Consider the following 17,570-nt stretch of genomic DNA (forward strand, 5'->3'; position numbering starts at 1 on the left):
GGCCGCACCCCACGGCGCGCACCCCCTGTGCGGGCGCCCCCTGGTCCCGCTCACCGGGGCCGAGAGGGTTCAGTGGCACAACCTGGCCTCGTGCTCCGCGTGCCCGCCGGGCTCCAGCTGGAAGGTGCAGTGCTCCACGTCGAAGTGGTCGCCCAGGCAGCCCTGCAACTCGTGCAGCATCTTCTCGTGGCCGATCGCGCTCAGCACCTCGCCGCTGACCACCACGTGCGCCGACAGCACCGGCATGCCCGAGGTGATCGTCCAGGCGTGCAGGTCGTGCACGTCCTCGACGCCGTCCAGCGCCAGTATGTGGGCGCGCACCTCGGCGATGTCGACGTCCTTGGGCGCGGCCTCCAGCAGCACGTCCAGCGTCTCGCGCAGCAGCCGTACCGTGCGCGGCACGATCATCAGGCCGATGACCAGCGACGCGATCGGGTCGGCCGCCTGCCAGCCGGTGGCCAGGATCACCAGCGCGGAGACGATCACGGTCAGTGAGCCCAGCGCGTCAGCCGCCACCTCCAGGAAGGCGCCGCGCACGTTGAGGCTCTCCTTCTGCCCCCGCATCAACAGGGTGAGCGACACCATGTTGGCGACCAGGCCGATCACGCCGAAGAGGACGGCCAGCCCGCCGTCGGTACCGGCGGGCGTGACGAACCGCTCGATGGCCTCGAACAGGATGTAGCCCCCGACCCCGAGCAGCAGCAGACAGTTGGCCAGGGCGGCCAGGATCTCCGCGCGGGCGTACCCGAAGGTCCGCCGGTCGCTCGGAGGCCGGTTGGCGAAGTGGATGGCCAGCAGCGCCATGCCGAGGCCCAGCGCGTCCGTGGCCATGTGCGCCGCGTCGGCGACCAGGGCGAGCGAGTCGGCGAGCACGCCGCCGACGATCTGGACGACCGTGACGAAGACGGTGATCGCCAGCGCCACCCGGAGCCTGCCCCGGTACGCGGCGCTCGCCGTCCCGCCGCCGCGCACTCCGTGCGCATGCCCGTGATCGTGCCCAGCCCCCATGAGAAGCCTCTCCTGTCGGTCGTCCGGCGTCCGGACCACAGTGAACTACGGGTAGGGGGTATCGGGCAACGCGGCACTGAACACCGTTGTCATGTGCCCTGACCTGCGGAAACAGGGTGCAGGTCAGGGCGTTCGAAGTGACGTGCGGGGTCCGCCCCGAGGGGTCGGCGGGCGGCGGCGGGAGGGTGGCCCTGACGCAGGGCGCACGCCTGTAGACCCTGTGCGATGTCCGTGATGTCCGCTCTGGGGGCGCAGTTTGTGGGGCGGGCCCCGCATCCACGATGATGATCGCGGCCAAGGTGGGTGCAAGTGACGTCGACCGTCCGTGAAACAGGCGGTGAACACGGCGTTCCCGGCATCCGATAACCTCGGCCGACATGCCGCCCGGGTGCCGCAGGCGCGGGCGCCCCACCATGTACAGGACCGACGCCCAGGTGTCGGCACCCAGGGAGTGAGTTCGGTTGTCGACCGCCATCCTCACCGGTCAGCTGGTCCCCGGTTCGTCGATCGAGAGCGAGCTGCGGTCCCTGGGCTTCGACGTGGAGCTCGTCCGGGACTCCGCCGACACCGAGGCGGCACTGGCCCGGGTGCCGGCCGGGGAGCGGGTCGCGGTGGTCGACGCCCGCTTCGTCGGCCACGTACACGCCCTGCGCCTCGGTCTCACCGACCCGCGCTTCCCGCTCGCGGCGATCCCGGGCGCCGTGACCGCCCAGCCGGAGGCCCGCCAGGCCCTGGCCCGCGCCATGGCCCGGGAGCATTCCGCGGCCGGCGGCACGGCACACGGGAGCGCCCTCGCGCGGCCCGAGCGATACGCGGGGGACACCGACAGCCTCACCGACCGGATCACCGCCGCCCTCGACGCCGACGGCGCCGACGTGTACCGGCCCGAGCTGGGCAGCCTCGTCGCCACCGTCCCCGCCGATCCGCAGGCCCGCAACGAGGCCCGGCAGGCCGTCGCCGGCGTCGACGACGAGGCCGTACGCCTGAAGTCGGCCGTCAAGGCCCGCGACGGCTTCGTCACCACCTTCCTCATCAGCCCCTACTCCCGCTACATCGCCCGCTGGTGCGCGCGCCGCGGACTGACCCCCAACCAGGTCACCACCGCCTCGCTGATCACCGCGCTCATAGCGGCGGGCTGCGCGGCCACCGGCACCCGCGGCGGCTTCGTCGCCGCCGGCGTCCTGCTCATCGCCTCCTTCGTCCTCGACTGCACCGACGGGCAGCTCGCCCGCTACTCCCTGCAGTACTCCACGCTCGGCGCCTGGCTGGACGCCACCTTCGACCGCGCCAAGGAGTACGCCTACTACGCGGGCCTCGCCCTCGGCGCCGCCCGCGGCGGCGACGACGTGTGGGCCCTCGCCCTCGGCGCGATGGTCCTCCAGACCTGCCGGCACGTCGTCGACTTCTCCTTCAACGAGGCCAACCACGACGCCGCCGCCAACACCAGCCCCACCGCCGCCCTCTCCGACCGGCTCGACAGCGTCGGCTGGACGGTCTGGGTGCGCCGCATGATCGTCCTGCCCATCGGCGAACGCTGGGCCATGATCGCCGTCCTCACCGCCGTCGCCACCCCGCGGATCACCTTCTACGCGCTGCTGATCGGCTGCGCCTTCGCCGCGACGTACACCACGGCCGGCCGGGTGCTGCGCTCGCTGACCCGGAAGGCGACGAGGACGGACCGGGCGGCGAAGGCGCTGGCCGACCTTGCGGACTCGGGACCGCTCGCCGAGGCCGCCGCCAACGGCTTCGGGAAGCCGGCCCGCCGCCTGCCCGGCTTCACCGCCCCGGCGGTCGCCCTGCTCGGCGGCCTCGCCGTCGTCGCCACGGCCGCGCTCACCGACTTCGGGGGCCCTTGGCCGCTGGTCGCCGCGGTCGCCTACGTCCTGACCTCCACCCTCGCCGTCGCGTGCCCCCTCAAGGGCGCCCTCGACTGGCTGGTCCCGCCCTTCTTCCGCGCCGCCGAGTACGGCACCGTCCTGGCACTGGCGGCGAAAGCGGACGTGAACGGCGCCCTTCCGGCGGCTTTCGGGCTGGTGGCCGCGGTCGCCTACCATCACTACGACACGGTCTACCGCATCCGTGGCGGCGCGGGCGCGCCGCCGGCGTGGCTGGTGCGGACGATCGGGGGGCACGAGGGCCGCACGCTGCTCGTCACTGTGCTGGTCGTGCTGCTCACCGCCACACAGTTCAAGCTTGCGCTCACGGTCCTCGCCGTGGCCGTGGCACTCGTGGTGCTCGCCGAGAGCATCCGCTTCTGGGTCGCGGCCCACAAGGGCGGCGCACCCGCCGTACACGACGAAGGAGAACCCGCATGATCGGCCTCGTGCTGGCGGCCGGCGCCGGCCGGCGTCTGCGCCCCTACACCGACACCCTGCCCAAGGCACTGGTGCCGGTCGGCCCCGAAGGGGCGGAGGACAGCATCACGGTGCTGGACCTGACCCTGGCGAACTTCGCCGAGGTCGGCCTCACCGAGGTCGGGATCATCGTCGGCTACCGCAAGGAAGCCGTGTACGACCGCAAGGAAGCGCTGGAGCGGAAGTACGGCGTCAAGCTCACCCTCATCGACAACGACAAGGCCGAGGAGTGGAACAACGCCTACTCCCTGTGGTGCGGCCGTGACGCTCTCAAGGACGGCGTGATCCTCGCCAACGGCGACACCGTCCACCCGGTCTCCGTCGAGAAGACCCTGCTCGCCGCCCGAGGCGACGGCAAGAAGATCATCCTCGCCCTCGACACGGTGAAGAACCTCGCGGATGAGGAGATGAAGGTCGTCGTCGACCCCGACAAGGGCGTCCGGCGCATCACCAAGCTCATGGACCCCGCCGAGGCGACCGGCGAGTACATCGGCGTCACGCTCATCGAGGGCGAGGCCGCCGCCGACCTGGCCGACGCCCTGAAGACCACCTTCGAGCGCGACCCGCAGCTCTACTACGAGGACGGCTACCAGGAGCTGGTCGACCGCGGCTTCCAGGTCGACGTGGCGCCGATCGGCGAGGTCAAGTGGGTCGAGATCGACAACCACGACGACCTCGCCAAGGGCAGGGAGATCGCGTGCCAGTACTGACGAGGCTCATCCCGTCGCCGGTCGTCGTGGACATCCGCGCGGGTGCGCTCGACGACCTGGGATGTGTGCTCGCCGACGAGCGCATCTCCCACTCGGGCAAGCTCGCCGTCGCCGTCAGCGGCGGCTCCGGCGCCCGGCTGCGCGAGCGCGTCGCCCCGTCGCTGCCCGGCGCCGACTGGTACGAGGTCGGCGGCGGCACCCTGGACGACGCGATCAAGCTGGCCGGTGCCATGAAGGGCGGCCACTACGACGCGGTCGTCGGCCTCGGCGGCGGCAAGATCATCGACTGCGCCAAGTTCGCCGCGGCGCGCGTCGGCCTGCCGCTGGTCGCCGTGCCCACGAACCTCGCGCACGACGGTCTGTGCTCGCCGGTCGCCACCCTCGACAACGACGCCGGCCGCGGCTCCTACGGCGTGCCGAACCCCATCGCGGTCGTCATCGACCTGGACGTCATCCGCGAGGCCCCGGCGCGGTTCGTGCGCGCCGGCATCGGCGACGCCGTCTCCAACATCTCCGCGATCGCGGACTGGGAGCTGGCCAACCGGGTCAAGGGCGAGCGCATCGACGGCCTGGCCGCGGCGATGGCCCGCCAGGCGGGCGAGGCCGTGCTCCGGCACCCGGGCGGCGTCGGCGACAACGACTTCCTCCAGGTGCTCGCCGAGGGCCTGGTGCTGACCGGCATCGCCATGTCGGTCTCCGGTGACTCGCGGCCCGCCTCCGGCGCCTGCCACGAGATCAATCACGCCTTCGACCTGCTCTACCCCCAGCGCGCCGCCGCCCACGGCGAGCAGTGCGGCCTGGGCGCGGCCTTCGCGATGTACCTGCGCGGGGCCCACGAGGAGTCCGCCCGCATGGCCGAGGCACTGCGCCGGCACGGGCTGCCGGTGCTGCCCGGGGAGATCGGGTTCACGCCGGACGAGTTCGTCCGGGCCGTGGAGTTCGCCCCGCAGACACGGCCCGGCCGCTACACGATCCTCGAGCACCTCGACCTGAAAACCGACCAGATCAAGGACCTGTACGCCGACTATGTCAAGGCCATCGGTAGCTGAACTCCGTCCGGTCGTCCACCCCGCCGGGGTCAAGGACCGGCGCAGCGGTGAGCACTGGGCGGGACGCCTCTACATGCGCGAGGTCTCGCTGCGGATCGACCGCTACCTGGTGAACACCAGGATCACGCCCAACCAGCTCACGTACCTGATGACCGTCTGCGGCGTGCTCGCGGCCCCGGCCCTGCTGGTGCCGGGCATCACGGGCGCCGTGCTCGGCGTCGTGGCGGTCCAGCTCTACCTGCTGCTGGACTGCGTCGACGGCGAGGTCGCGCGCTGGAAGAAGCAGTACTCCCTCGGCGGCGTCTACCTCGACCGCGTCGGCGCCTACCTGACCGACGCCGCGGTCCTGGTCGGTCTCGGCCTGCGCGCCGCCGACATCTGGGGCACCGGCCGGATCGACTGGCTGTGGGCCTTCCTCGGCACCCTGGCCGCCCTCGGTGCCATCCTGATCAAGGCCGAGACCGACCTGGTCGGCGTCGCCCGACACCAGGCCGGGATGGCCCCGGTCAAGGAGTCCGCCTCCGAGATCCGCTCCTCCGGCATGGCGCTGGCCCGCCGGGCCGCCGGAGCGATCAGGTTCCACCGGCTGATCCTCGGCATCGAGGCGTCGCTGCTCATCCTCGTCCTCGCCCTAGTCGACGCGAGCCGCGGTGACCTGTTCTTCACCCGCCTCGGCACCGCCGTCCTCGCCGGCATCGCGCTGCTGCAGACCCTGCTGCACCTGGTGTCCGTCCTCGCCTCCAGCAGGTTGAAGTGAGCGGAGCCATGAAGGTCGGCGCCGTCGTCATCACGATGGGCAACCGCCCCGACGAGCTGCGGGCCCTGCTCGACTCGGTCGCCAAGCAGGACGGCGACCCGGTCGAGGTGGTCGTGGTCGGCAACGGCTCGCCCGTGCCGGAGGTACCGGCCGACGTGCGCACCGTCGAGCTGCCCGAGAACCTGGGCATCCCCGGCGGCCGCAACGTCGGCATCGAGGCCTTCGGCCCGGGCGGCCAGGACGTCGACATCCTGCTCTTCCTCGACGACGACGGCCTGCTCGCCCGCACCGACACCGCCGAGCTGTGCCGACGGGCCTTCGCGGCCGACGAGGACCTGGGGATCATCAGCTTCCGTATCGCCGACCCGGACACCGGCGAGACCCAGCGACGGCACGTGCCGAGGCTGCGCGCCTCCGACCCGAAGCGCTCCTCCCGCGTCACCACCTTCCTCGGCGGCGCCAACGCCGTCCGCACCCGCGTCCTCGCCCAGGTCGGCGGCCTGCCCGACGCGTTCTTCTACGCCCACGAGGAGACCGACCTGGCCTGGCGGGCCCTCGACGCCGGCTGGATGATCGACTACCGCGCCGACATGGTGCTGAACCACCCCACGACCGCGCCCTCCCGGCACGCGGTCTACCACCGCATGGTCGCCCGCAACCGCGTCTGGCTCGCCCGCCGCAACCTCCCCGCGCTGCTCGTCCCGGTCTACCTCGGGGTGTGGATGCTGCTCACGCTGCTGCGCCGCCCCTCGCGCCCGGCCCTGAAGGCCTGGTTCGGCGGCTTCCGCGAGGGCTGGGCCACCCCCTGCGGTCCTCGCCGCCCCATGAGGTGGCGTACGGTGTGGCGGCTGACCCGGCTGGGCCGGCCTCCCGTGATCTGACAAGCTCGTACCCGAGGGCTTCCGGCCCCACCGGGTCCGACCGGACCCCTCCGAGGCCGACAGGACCGTGCCGAGCCCGTACCGGGGACGCACGGACGAAGACGAAAGTATCCACTAGTGAGTGAGACAACGCACGAAGGCACGGTCGCCACGACCAAGCCCGTGTCGCCTGACGAGGGCCTCACGGCGGCCCAGCTCGCCGCCAAGCACGGGCTGACCGTGAGCGGTGCCCGACCGTCCCTCGCGGAGTACGTCCGTCAGCTCTGGGGGCGGCGCCACTTCATCCTCGCCTTCTCCCAGGCGAAGCTGACCGCCCAGTACAGCCAGGCCAAGCTCGGCCAGCTGTGGCAGGTGGCCACGCCGCTGCTGAACGCGCTCGTCTATTTCCTGATCTTCGGCCTGATCCTGAACGCGGGCCGCGGCATGGACAAGGACGTGTACATCCCGTTCCTGGTGACGGGTGTGTTCGTCTTCACCTTCACCCAATCCTCCGCGATGGCGGGTGTCCGCGCGATCTCCGGCAACCTCGGCCTGGTGCGGGCGCTGCACTTCCCCCGCGCCTCGCTGCCCATCTCGTTCGCGTTCCAGCAGCTCCAGCAGCTGCTGGCGTCGATGATCGTGATGTTCGCGGTGGTGATCGGCTTCGGCAGCTATCCCTCGCTGTCCTGGCTGCTGGTCGTCCCGGCGCTGGTCCTGCAGTTCCTCTTCAACATGGGGCTGGCGCTGATCGTGGCCCGGATGGGGGCCAAGACGCCGGACCTGGCGCAGCTGATGCCGTTCATCATGCGCACCTGGATGTACGGGTCCGGCGTGATGTTCTCCATCCCGATCATGCTGGAGGACAAGCCGGCCTGGCTGGCCGACGTGCTCCAGTGGAACCCGGCCGCCGTCTACATGGACCTGATCCGCTTCGCGCTGATCGACGGGTACGGCTCCGAGAACCTGCCGCCGCACGTGTGGGCGGTGGCGCTCGGCTGGGCCGTCGTCCTAGCCGTGGGCGGTTTCGTGTACTTCTGGAAGGCGGAGGAGAGGTACGGCCGTGGCTGAGCAGCAACAGGATGCGCGGGTCCCGACGGTCATCGCGGACGACCTGCACATCGTCTACCGCGTCAACGGCGCCAAGACCGGCAAGGGCAGCGCGACCGCCGCGCTCAGCAGGATGCTGAAGCGCGGCGAGGAACGGGGCGTGCGCAAGGTGCACGCCGTGCGCGGTGTCTCCTTCACCGCCTACCGGGGCGAGGCCATCGGCCTCATCGGCTCCAACGGGTCCGGCAAGTCGACCCTGCTGCGGGCCATCGCCGGCCTGCTGCCCGCAGAGCGGGGCAAGGTCTATACCGACGGCCAGCCCTCCCTGCTCGGGGTGAACGCGGCTCTGATGAACGACCTGACCGGCGAGCGCAACGTCATCCTCGGCGGTCTGGCCATGGGCATGTCCCGCGAGCAGATCAAGGAGCGCTACCAGGACATCGTCGACTTCTCAGGCATCAACGAGAAGGGCGACTTCATCACCCTGCCGATGCGCACCTACTCCTCCGGCATGGCCGCCCGCCTGCGCTTCTCCATCGCCGCCGCCAAGGACCACGACGTCTTGATGATCGACGAGGCGCTGGCCACCGGTGACCGCAAGTTCCAGACGCGTTCCGAGCAGCGCATCCGGGAGCTGCGCAAGGAGGCGGGCACCGTCTTCCTGGTCAGCCACAACAACAAGTCCATCCGGGACACCTGCAACCGCGTGCTGTGGCTGGAGCGCGGCGAGCTGCGCATGGACGGCCCGACCGACGAGGTGCTCAAGGAGTACGAGAAGTTCACGGGCAAGTAGCCCGACACGCCGGAGTCCCGCCGGAACTGATCCGGCGGGGCTCGCGTCCGCAAAGGGAACGTCAACTCCTGGCGTTCTCAGGAATCTTGAAGTCAATCGGTGTGTTGTTGTGACGCACGGAGGACCCCGGCGGACCCTCGCGCGTTGTACAACGTAAGCTGGACCGGTCCCGAAACGCGGCACATGGGGCGATAATGCCCGACACCCACGAGCGGGCCCGCCGCACGGGCGGCCGGGCGGCGTGTCCGAAATAGTGTGAATTGGGTCGGCAGTGTAGAACGGGAGATGTGACGGCAATGGCTACGGAAACTCCCCACCTCCGCGAAGCGTGCGCCGTCTCCCCCCAGGGCAGCCCGCGATGACGGTCACCGACACGGCACGGGCCGTGGAGCGCGGCACCCTCGCCAAGGCCGCGGACGAGAACTTCCCCGTCGCCCCCTTCTTCCTGCCCCGCGACTGGCGCACCGACCTCATGGCCGTATACGGCTTCGCCCGCCTCGTCGACGACATCGGCGACGGTGACCTGGCCCCCGGCGGCGCCGACGCGGGCCTCCTCGGCGTCCCCGAGGAGCGCGCCGACGACCGGCTGGCGATGCTGGACGCCTTCGAGGAAGACCTGCGCCGGGTCTTCGACGGCACCCCCCGCCACCCGCTGCTGCTCCGCCTGCGGCCGACCGTGCGCCGCCGTTCGCTCACCCCCGATCCCTTCCTCGGCCTGATCGCCGCCAACCGCCAGGACCAGCTGGTCGGCCGGTACGAGACCTACGACGACCTCCTCGCCTACTGCGAGCTGTCCGCCAACCCCGTGGGCCGGCTCGTCCTCGCCGTCACCGGCACCTCGACGCCCGAACGGATCCGCCGCTCCGACGCGATCTGCACCGCCCTGCAGATCGTCGAGCACCTCCAGGACCTGGCCGAGGACCTGGACCGGGACCGGATCTACCTGCCCGCCGAGGACATGAAGCGCTTCCACGTCCAGGAGGCCGACCTGGCCGCGCCCACCGCGAACGCCTCGGTGCGCGCCCTGGTCGCCTTCGAGGCCCAGCGCGCCCGCGACCTGCTGAGCGAGGGCGCCCCGCTCCTGGGCAGCGTCCGCGGCAGGCTGCGCCTGCTGCTCGCGGGGTTCGTGGCGGGTGGCAGGGCGGCCCTGGGGGCGATCGCCGCCGCCGATCACGACGTACTTCCCGGCCCGCCCAAGCCCGGCAAGGCCCACTTGCTGCGCGAGGTGGGCCTGACCCTGCGAGGAGAGGGGTGATCCAGGCCGTGGAGTCGTCAGCGCACGCGTCGGCACCGGTGCTCGCCGCCTACAGCTACTGCGAGACCGTCACCGGACAGCAGGCCCGCAACTTCGCCTACGGCATCCGGCTGCTGCCGGCGCCCAAACGCCGCGCGATGTCGGCGCTGTACGCGTTCTCGCGCCGGGTCGACGACATCGGCGACGGAGAGCTGGCCGCCGACGTCAAGGTCGCCCGGCTGGAGGAGGCCCGCGCGACGCTCGCCCGGATCCACGAGGGCGCGGTCGAGGAGGACCACACCGACCCCGTCGCCGTCGCCCTCGCGCACGCCGCCCGGCGGTTCCCGATCCCCCTCGGCGGCCTCGACGAACTGATCGACGGCGTCCAGATGGACCTGCGCGGCGAGACCTACGAGAGCTGGGACGACCTGAAGGTCTACTGCCGCTGCGTGGCCGGCGCCATCGGCCGCCTCTCGCTCGGTGTGTTCGGCACCGAACCGGGGGCGCGCGGCGCCGAGCGCGCGCCCGAGTACGCCGACACGCTCGGGCTGGCGCTCCAGCTCACCAACATCCTGCGGGACGTCCGCGAGGACGCCGAGGACGGGCGCACCTACCTGCCCGCCGACGACCTCGCCAAGTTCGGTTGCTCGGCCGGGTTCAGCGGACCGACCCCACCCGAGGGCTCCGACTTCGCGGGCCTCGTGCACTTCGAAGTCCGTCGGGCCCGCGCCCTTTTCGCCGAGGGCTACCGGCTGCTGCCCATGCTCGACCGGCGCAGCGGCGCCTGCGTGGCCGCCATGGCCGGCATCTACCGCCGCCTCCTGGACCGCATCGAGCGCGACCCCGAGGCGGTGCTGCGCGGCCGGGTCTCGCTTCCCGGACGCGAGAAGGCGTACGTTGCGGTACGCGGCCTGTCCGGGCTCGACACCCGGCACGTCACCCGGCGGGCCGTCAGGAGGCGCGCCTGATGGGCACACCCGGCACACTCGACACGCCGGACGAGGGCGACGCGGCCGGCGGAGAACGGCGGGCAACCCTCCGGTGGCGGGCGGCGTCCCTGACTGAGACGGTCTGCCGTACGCCGTTCATGCACCACGGCGACCGGACAGGGAAGGGCGCACGATGACGCACGGCAACGGCACGCGCGACGGCGGGCAGCTCGCGGACGTCTCCGCCCTCCGCCCCGGCGGACACGCCGTCGTGGTCGGCGGCGGCCTCGCCGGTGTGACCGCCGCGCTCGCGCTCGCCGACGCCAAGGTGCGCGTCACCCTGCTCGAAGGACGACCGCGCCTGGGCGGGCTCGCCTTCTCCTTCCGACGCGGCGGTCTCACCGTCGACAACGGCCAGCACGTCTACCTGCGCTGCTGCACCGCCTACCGCTGGTTCCTCGACCGCATCGGCGGGGCGGCACTGGCTCCCGTGCAGGAACGTCTCGACGTGCCCGTCGTCGACCTCGCCCGGCCCGAGGGCCGTCGGCTCGGCAGGCTGCGGCGCGACGCGCTGCCCGTCCCCCTCCACCTGGGGCGCAGCCTCGCCACGTACCCGCACCTCTCGCTCGCCGAGCGCGCGAGTGTCGGACGGGCCGCGCTCGCGCTGAAGGGGCTCGACCTCGCCGATCCGGCCTTGGACACGCAGGACTTCGGCAGCTGGCTGGCCGCGCACGGTCAGTCCGCGCGCGCCGTCGAGGCCCTGTGGGACCTTGTCGGGGTCGCCACCCTCAACGCGGTCGCGGGCGACGCCTCCCTCGGGCTCGCCGCGATGGTGTTCAAGACCGGTCTGCTGTCCGACCCGGGTGCGGCCGACATCGGCTGGGCCCGCGTCCCGCTGGGCGAACTGCACGACCGGCTGGCCCGCAAGGAGCTCGACTCCGCGGGCGTCCGTACCGAGGTCCGTACACGCGTCACCTCCATCCGTATGAACGAGAACGGCGGCTGGGGCGTTCAGGTTCCCGGCGAGACGCTGGAGGCGGACGCGGTCGTCCTCGCCGTACCGCAGCGCGAGGCGCACGGCCTGCTGCCCGAAGGCGCGCTCGACGCCCCGGAGAACCTGCTGGAGTTCGGCACCGCGCCGATCCTCAACATCCACGTGATCTACGACCGGAAGGTGCTCGCCACGCCGTTCCTCACGGCGCTCGGCACCCCGGTGCAGTGGGTCTTCGACCGCACCGACGCCTCCGGGCTGAGGGAGGGCCAGTACCTGGCGCTGTCGCAGTCGACCGCGCAGAACGAGATCGACGAGCCCGTGGCCGCGTTGCGCGAGCGGTACCTGCCCGAGCTGGAGCGACTGCTGCCCCGCGCCCGGGGCGCCGAGGTGAGGGACTTCTTCGTGACCAGGGAGCGCACCGCGACGTTCGCTCCCGCCCCCGGCGTCGGCCGCCTCAGGCCCGGCGCCCGGACCAAGGCACCCGGCCTCTACCTGGCCGGAGCGTGGACCGCCACCGGGTGGCCCGCGACCATGGAGAGCGCGGTTCGCAGCGGTGTCGGAGCGGCGGGCGCCGCTCTCGGCGCCCTGGGCCGGTCCCGCGGCCTCCTCCCCGACTTCTTCGAGGAGGCGGCATGAAAACCGATCCGCGAGTCACCGGCTCCCGCGCTCCCGGCACCGCAAATGGAGGAAAGACTGTGCCCACTGTGCCCCCGGCCCCGAAGGCCGACCGACGGACCACGGTGGACGTGACCGCGCTTTTGGAGCGCGGCCGGACCCTGGCCACGCCGGTGCTGCGGGCGGCCGTAGACCGTCTGGCGCCTCCCATGGACACCGTCGCCGCCTACCACTTCGGCTGGATCGATGCCCAGGGCAAGCCCGCGGACGGCGACGGCGGCAAGGCCGTGCGCCCCGCCCTCGCGGTGCTCTCCGCCGAGGTCACCGGCGCGGCGCCCGAGATCGGCGTCCCCGGCGCGGTGGCCGTGGAGCTGGTGCACAACTTCTCCCTCCTGCACGACGACCTGATGGACGGTGACGAGCAGCGCCGCCACCGCGACACGGTCTGGAAGGTGCACGGCCCCGCCCAAGCCATTCTGGTCGGCGACGCCCTGTTCGCCCTCGCCAACGAGGTGCTGCTGGAGCTCGGGACCGTCGAGGCGGGCCGAGCCACCCGCCGACTGACCAAGGCGTCCCGGTCCCTGATCGACGGTCAGGCCCAGGACATCTCCTACGAACACCGCGACCGCGTCAGCGTCGAGGAGTGCCTGGAGATGGAGGGCAACAAGACCGGCGCCCTGCTCGCCTCCGCCAGCTCCATCGGCGCGGTCCTCGGCGGCGCCGACGAGCGCACCGCCGACACCCTGGAGAAGTACGGCTACCACCTGGGCCTCGCCTTCCAAGCAGTCGACGACCTCCTCGGCATCTGGGGCGACCCGGATGCCACCGGCAAGCAGACCTGGAGCGACCTGCGCCAGCGCAAGAAGTCCCTCCCGGTGGTGGCAGCCCTCGCGGCGGGCGGCCCCGCATCCGAACGGCTCGGCGAGATCCTCGCCGCCGACGCCAAGACCAGTGACTTCGCGAACTTCTCCGAGGAGGAGTTCGCGGCCCGCGCCGCCCTCATCGAGGAAGCGGGCGGGCGGGAGTGGACCGCCGACGAGGCGAGTCGCCAGCACACCATCGCCATCGAAGCCCTCGACGCCGTCGACATGCCCGACCGGGTGCGGGCCATGTTCACCGCGCTCGCGGACTTCGTCGTCGTACGAAAGAGATGATCACTATCGGTCGAATAGCCCTCGCGTAGTCGCCGGCCGGTGCCGCAGGTACACGAGCACCGGCCGACGGCGGACCCACAGCAGACGCACCGTATGCACACTGCACGAAGGGGAAGCCATGACAGCGACGACCGACGGAAGCACCGGGGCGACCCTCAAGCCCCTGGCAGCCGCGGCCAGCGAAGACGACATCACCATCCCCGACACGGCGGCCGGGGTACCAGTAGCCGCCGCCCGCGCCACCCGGCGCGCCACGGACTACCTGCTTTCCCGGCAGGACGCCCAAGGCTGGTGGAAGGGCGACCTCGAGACGAACGTCACGATGGACGCCGAGGACCTGCTCCTGCGCCAGTTCCTGGGCATCCTCGACGAGGACACCACGCGGGCCGCCGCGCTCTTCATCCGCGGCGAGCAGCGCGAGGACGGCACCTGGGCCACCTTCTACGGCGGCCCCGGCGAACTCTCCACCACCATCGAGGCCTACGTCGCCCTCCGCCTGGCCGGCGACGCACCCGACGCGCCGCACATGGCACGGGCCTCCGAGTGGATCCGGGCCCGCGGCGGCATCGCCGCCTCCCGGGTCTTCACCCGGATCTGGCTCGCCCTGTTCGGCTGGTGGAAGTGGGACGACCTGCCCGAACTCCCGCCCGAGCTGATCTACTTCCCCACGTGGGTGCCGCTCAACGTCTACGACTTCGGTTGCTGGGCCCGGCAGACCATCGTGCCGCTCACCATCGTCTCGGCGAAGCGCCCGGTGCGCCCCGCGCCCTTCCCACTGGACGAGCTGCACACCGATCCGGCCTTCCCCAACCCGCCGAAGCCCCTGGCGCCGGCGGCGAGCTGGGACGGCGCCTTCCAGCGCATCGACAAGGCCCTGCACGCCTACCGCAGGGTCGCCCCGCGCCGGTTGCGCCGGGCCGCGATGAACACCGCCGCCCGCTGGATCATCGAGCGCCAGGAGAACGACGGCTGCTGGGGCGGCATCCAGCCGCCGGCCGTGTACTCGGTCATCGCGCTCTACCTGCTCGGCTACGACCTCGAGCACCCCGTTATGCGGGCCGGCCTGGAGTCGCTGGACCGGTTCGCCGTGTGGCGCGAGGACGGCGCCCGGATGATCGAAGCCTGCCAGTCCCCGGTGTGGGACACCTGCCTGGCCACCATCGCGCTGGCCGACGCGGGCGTGCCCGCCGACCACCCGCAGCTGGTGAAGGCCGCCGACTGGATGCTCGGCGAGCAGATCGTCCGCCCCGGCGACTGGTCGGTGAAGCGGCCCGGACTCCCGCCCGGCGGCTGGGCGTTCGAGTTCCACAACGACAACTACCCCGACATCGACGACACCGCCGAGGTCGTCCTCGCCCTGCGCCGGGTCCGGCACCACGACCCGGAGCGGGTGGAGAAGGCCATCGGCCGCGGGGTGCGCTGGAACCTCGGCATGCAGTCGAAGAACGGTGCCTGGGGCGCCTTCGACGCCGACAACACCAGCCCCTTCCCGAACCGGCTGCCTTTCTGCGACTTCGGTGAGGTCATCGACCCGCCGTCCGCCGACGTCACCGCGCACGTCGTCGAGATGCTCGCCGTGGAGGGCCTCACCCACGATCCGCGCACCCGGCGCGGGATCCAGTGGCTGCTGGCCGAGCAGGAGGCGGACGGCTCGTGGTTCGGCCGGTGGGGCGTCAACTACGTCTACGGCACCGGCTCCGTCGTGCCCGCCCTGACCGCCGCCGGAATCCCCGCCTCGCACCCGGCGATCCGCCGCGCGGTGTCGTGGCTGGAGTCCGTGCAGAACGACGACGGCGGCTGGGGCGAGGACCTGCGTTCCTACCGGTACGTGAGGGAATGGAGCGGCCGGGGTGCCTCGACCGCCTCGCAGACCGCCTGGGCGCTGATGGCCCTGCTGGCGGCAGAGGAGCGCGAGTCCAAGGCCGTCGAACGCGGCATCGCGTGGCTCGCCGCCACCCAGCGGGAGGACGGCTCCTGGGACGAGCCCTACTTCACCGGCACCGGCTTCCCCTGGGACTTCTCCATCAACTACCACCTCTACCGGCAGGTCTTCCCGCTCACCGCGCTCGGCCGGTACGTGCACGGAGAGCCCTTCGCCAAGAAGGCGGCTGCCAAGAAGTCCGGCGCGGAGCGGACCGACATCGGGCAGGCCGCCGTCCTCGCCGCGCAGCCCTCCATCGAGACGTCCGCCGCCGAGGTGAAGGGCAGCTGATGACCCCGCAGACCGGCCCGTCCCCGCTGCTGATCGCCTGTGCGCTCGGCATCGAACACCTCGCCCTGCGCACCGGCGACCGCGGTGGCGTCGGCGGACCGGTCACCGTCCTGCGCACGGGCATGGGCCCCAGGGCGGCCGAGCGCTCGGTGGACCGGGTCCTCGCCGACCCGGCTCTGGACGGTGCCGCCGTGCTGGCCACCGGCTTCTGCGCGGGACTCGCGCCCGGCATGCACCCCGGCGACCTGGTCGTCGCCGAGGAGACCCGGGACCCGCGCGGGACCGTCGCGTGCGTCGGCACCGACCGGCTCGTGAAGGAACTCGCACGAGCCCTGCCCCGGCGCACCGTGCACACCGGGCCGCTGACCGGATCCGACCACGTCGTCCGCGAACCCGAACGCGCCGACCTGCTCGCGACCGGCGCGATCGCCGTCGACATGGAGTCCGCGGCGACGCTCCTGAGCGCCGTCCGGACGGCCGCGCGCCCCGTTGCGGCCGTCCGGGTGGTAGTGGACGCTCCAGAACACGAACTCGTCCGGATCGGCACGGTGCGCGGTGGAATATCGGCTTTCCGCGTTCTTCGATCCGTTCTTCCCGCATTCTTCGAATGGCACCGATCTTTGCCGCTCCCCCGGAGGTGAGCCCAGATGGCCATGCCGCTGCGTCAGTCCATCAAGGTCGCTACATACCTGGCCGAACAGAAGATCCGCCGACGGGACAAGTTTCCGCTCATCGTGGAGTTGGAGCCGCTCTTCGCCTGCAACCTGAAGTGCGAGGGGTGCGGCAAGATCCAGCACCCCGCCGGGGTGCTCAAGCAGCGCATGCCGGTCGCGCAGGCCGTGGGGGCGGTGCTCGAATCGGGGGCGCCGATGGTCTCCATCGCCGGCGGCGAGCCGCTGATGCACCCACAGATCGACGAGATCGTGCGGCAGTTGGTGGCGAAGAGAAAGTACGTCTTCCTGTGCACCAACGCCCTGCTCATGCGCAAGAAGATGGACAAGTTCAAGCCCTCGCCCTACTTCGCCTTCGCGGTGCACATCGACGGGCTGCGTGAGCGGCACGACGAGTCCGTGGCCAAGGAGGGCGTGTTCGACGAGGCCGTGGAAGCCATCAAGGAGGCCAAGCGGCGCGGCTTCCGGGTGACCACCAACTCGACCTTCTTCAACACCGACACCCCGCAGACCATCGTCGAGGTCCTCAACTTCCTCAACGACGACCTGAAGGTCGACGAGATGATGATCTCGCCGGCCTACGCCTACGAGAAGGCGCCCGACCAGGAGCACTTCCTGGGCGTGGAGCAGACCCGCGAGCTGTTCAAGAAGGCCTTCGCGGGCGGCAACCGGGCCCGCTGGCGGCTCAACCACTCCCCGCTGTTCCTCGACTTCCTCGAGGGCAAGGTCGACTTCCCCTGCACGGCGTGGGCGATCCCGAACTACTCCCTCTTCGGCTGGCAGCGCCCCTGTTACCTGATGAGCGACGGCTACGTCCCCACGTACCGGGAGCTGATCGAGGAGACCGACTGGGACAAATACGGCCGCGGCAAGGACCCGCGCTGCGCCAACTGCATGGCGCACTGCGGCTACGAGCCCACCGCCGTCCTGGCCACCATGGGCTCGCTCAAGGAGTCCCTGCGCGCCATGCGCGAGACCGTCTCGTCGAACCGGGAGTGACGCGGTGACCGCCATCTCCCTGGGCGTCCCCGAGGTACCGGTCCGGCCGATCGCCGAGCGACGCGAGTCGCGGCGCATCCAGGTCGGGCCGGTGGCCGTCGGGGGCGGGGCCCCGGTGTCGGTGCAGTCCATGACCACGACCCGTACGTCCGACATCGGGGCGACGCTCCAGCAGATCGCCGAG

General features: G+C 71.7%; 17 protein-coding genes. 16 read left to right on the plus strand and 1 reads right to left on the minus strand.

What is annotated here, in order from left to right; all coding sequences use genetic code 11:
• Positions 1-69: 69 nt before the first annotated feature.
• Positions 70-1,008 (minus strand): cation diffusion facilitator family transporter, encoded by a 939-nt coding sequence (locus IE142_RS32550; protein ID WP_191889063.1) that lies wholly within the window; start codon positions 1,006-1,008, stop codon positions 70-72.
• 461 nt (positions 1,009-1,469) lie between these two features.
• Here IE142_RS32550 and IE142_RS32555 point away from each other — a divergent pair, with 461 nt between their 5' ends.
• From IE142_RS32555 to IE142_RS32625, 16 genes are all read left to right on the plus strand, one after another.
• Complete coding sequence (locus IE142_RS32555; protein WP_191889064.1) at positions 1,470-3,323, plus strand: DUF5941 domain-containing protein; 1,854 nt, start codon at positions 1,470-1,472, stop codon at positions 3,321-3,323.
• Complete coding sequence (locus IE142_RS32560) at positions 3,320-4,072, plus strand: phosphocholine cytidylyltransferase family protein (protein ID WP_191889065.1); 753 nt, start codon at positions 3,320-3,322, stop codon at positions 4,070-4,072. The genes IE142_RS32555 and IE142_RS32560 overlap by 4 nt, the downstream gene beginning before the upstream one ends.
• Positions 4,060-5,121 (plus strand): iron-containing alcohol dehydrogenase family protein, encoded by a 1,062-nt coding sequence (locus tag IE142_RS32565; RefSeq protein WP_191889066.1) that lies wholly within the window; start codon positions 4,060-4,062, stop codon positions 5,119-5,121. The genes IE142_RS32560 and IE142_RS32565 overlap by 13 nt, the downstream gene beginning before the upstream one ends.
• On the plus strand, positions 5,099-5,878 hold the full coding sequence (locus IE142_RS32570) for a CDP-alcohol phosphatidyltransferase family protein (RefSeq protein ID WP_191889067.1): 780 nt from the start codon (positions 5,099-5,101) through the stop codon (positions 5,876-5,878). The genes IE142_RS32565 and IE142_RS32570 overlap by 23 nt, the downstream gene beginning before the upstream one ends.
• Positions 5,879-5,886: 8 nt before the next feature.
• Positions 5,887-6,759: a glycosyltransferase family 2 protein gene (locus IE142_RS32575; protein WP_191889077.1), complete on the plus strand. Its 873-nt coding sequence runs from the start codon at positions 5,887-5,889 to the stop codon at positions 6,757-6,759.
• Between the two features lie 117 nt (positions 6,760-6,876).
• On the plus strand, positions 6,877-7,806 hold the full coding sequence (locus IE142_RS32580; RefSeq protein ID WP_191889068.1) for an ABC transporter permease: 930 nt from the start codon (positions 6,877-6,879) through the stop codon (positions 7,804-7,806).
• Complete coding sequence (locus IE142_RS32585) at positions 7,799-8,578, plus strand: ABC transporter ATP-binding protein (protein WP_191889069.1); 780 nt, start codon at positions 7,799-7,801, stop codon at positions 8,576-8,578. The genes IE142_RS32580 and IE142_RS32585 overlap by 8 nt, the downstream gene beginning before the upstream one ends.
• A gap of 358 nt (positions 8,579-8,936) precedes the next feature.
• Entirely contained in the window at positions 8,937-9,833 is an 897-nt protein-coding gene (gene hpnC, locus IE142_RS32590) for a squalene synthase HpnC (RefSeq protein ID WP_191889070.1), read from the plus strand.
• Positions 9,830-10,780, plus strand: a complete 951-nt coding sequence (hpnD, locus tag IE142_RS32595) for a presqualene diphosphate synthase HpnD (RefSeq protein ID WP_191889071.1) — start codon at positions 9,830-9,832, stop codon at positions 10,778-10,780. The genes hpnC and hpnD overlap by 4 nt, the downstream gene beginning before the upstream one ends.
• Complete coding sequence (locus tag IE142_RS37140; RefSeq protein ID WP_078949197.1) at positions 10,780-10,938, plus strand: DUF6380 family protein; 159 nt, start codon at positions 10,780-10,782, stop codon at positions 10,936-10,938. Before hpnD ends, IE142_RS37140 begins: the two co-directional genes overlap by 1 nt.
• The gene (gene hpnE, locus IE142_RS32600) at positions 10,935-12,371 is read left to right on the plus strand and encodes a hydroxysqualene dehydroxylase HpnE (RefSeq protein ID WP_191889072.1); all 1,437 of its coding nucleotides are present in this window, start codon (positions 10,935-10,937) and stop codon (positions 12,369-12,371) included. The genes IE142_RS37140 and hpnE overlap by 4 nt, the downstream gene beginning before the upstream one ends.
• A gap of 68 nt (positions 12,372-12,439) precedes the next feature.
• Complete coding sequence (locus IE142_RS32605; protein WP_043377569.1) at positions 12,440-13,504, plus strand: polyprenyl synthetase family protein; 1,065 nt, start codon at positions 12,440-12,442, stop codon at positions 13,502-13,504.
• 118 nt (positions 13,505-13,622) lie between these two features.
• The gene (gene shc, locus IE142_RS32610; RefSeq protein WP_191889073.1) at positions 13,623-15,716 is read left to right on the plus strand and encodes a squalene--hopene cyclase; all 2,094 of its coding nucleotides are present in this window, start codon (positions 13,623-13,625) and stop codon (positions 15,714-15,716) included.
• The gene (locus IE142_RS32615; protein WP_191889074.1) at positions 15,716-16,357 is read left to right on the plus strand and encodes a phosphorylase family protein; all 642 of its coding nucleotides are present in this window, start codon (positions 15,716-15,718) and stop codon (positions 16,355-16,357) included. The genes shc and IE142_RS32615 overlap by 1 nt, the downstream gene beginning before the upstream one ends.
• 6 nt (positions 16,358-16,363) lie before the next feature.
• Positions 16,364-17,386 (plus strand): adenosyl-hopene transferase HpnH, encoded by a 1,023-nt coding sequence (gene hpnH, locus IE142_RS32620; protein WP_100048392.1) that lies wholly within the window; start codon positions 16,364-16,366, stop codon positions 17,384-17,386.
• A 4-nt stretch (positions 17,387-17,390) separates the two neighbouring features.
• Positions 17,391-17,570 (plus strand): flavodoxin-dependent (E)-4-hydroxy-3-methylbut-2-enyl-diphosphate synthase (locus tag IE142_RS32625; protein ID WP_191889075.1); only part of this gene is annotated, 180 nt, incomplete at its 3' end.

It is taken from the genome of Streptomyces mutabilis (assembly GCF_014649815.1).
Lineage (GTDB): Bacteria > Actinomycetota > Actinomycetes > Streptomycetales > Streptomycetaceae > Streptomyces > Streptomyces mutabilis.

What these genes read in the sequence shown, in the direction of transcription:
- shc (WP_191889073.1), top strand. Translation starts at nt 13,623, where the DNA reads ATGACAGCGACGACCGACGGAAGCACCGGGGCGACCCTCAAGCCCCTG.
- IE142_RS32570 (WP_191889067.1), top strand. Translation starts at nt 5,099, where the DNA reads ATGTCAAGGCCATCGGTAGCTGAACTCCGTCCGGTCGTCCACCCCGCC.
- hpnC (WP_191889070.1), top strand. Translation starts at nt 8,937, where the DNA reads ATGACGGTCACCGACACGGCACGGGCCGTGGAGCGCGGCACCCTCGCC.
- hpnE (WP_191889072.1), top strand. Translation starts at nt 10,935, where the DNA reads ATGACGCACGGCAACGGCACGCGCGACGGCGGGCAGCTCGCGGACGTC.
- IE142_RS37140 (WP_078949197.1), top strand. Translation starts at nt 10,780, where the DNA reads ATGGGCACACCCGGCACACTCGACACGCCGGACGAGGGCGACGCGGCC.
- IE142_RS32550 (WP_191889063.1), bottom strand. Translation starts at nt 1,008, where the DNA reads ATGGGGGCTGGGCACGATCACGGGCATGCGCACGGAGTGCGCGGCGGC.
- hpnH (WP_100048392.1), top strand. Translation starts at nt 16,364, where the DNA reads ATGGCCATGCCGCTGCGTCAGTCCATCAAGGTCGCTACATACCTGGCC.
- IE142_RS32560 (WP_191889065.1), top strand. Translation starts at nt 3,320, where the DNA reads ATGATCGGCCTCGTGCTGGCGGCCGGCGCCGGCCGGCGTCTGCGCCCC.
- IE142_RS32615 (WP_191889074.1), top strand. Translation starts at nt 15,716, where the DNA reads ATGACCCCGCAGACCGGCCCGTCCCCGCTGCTGATCGCCTGTGCGCTC.
- IE142_RS32575 (WP_191889077.1), top strand. Translation starts at nt 5,887, where the DNA reads ATGAAGGTCGGCGCCGTCGTCATCACGATGGGCAACCGCCCCGACGAG.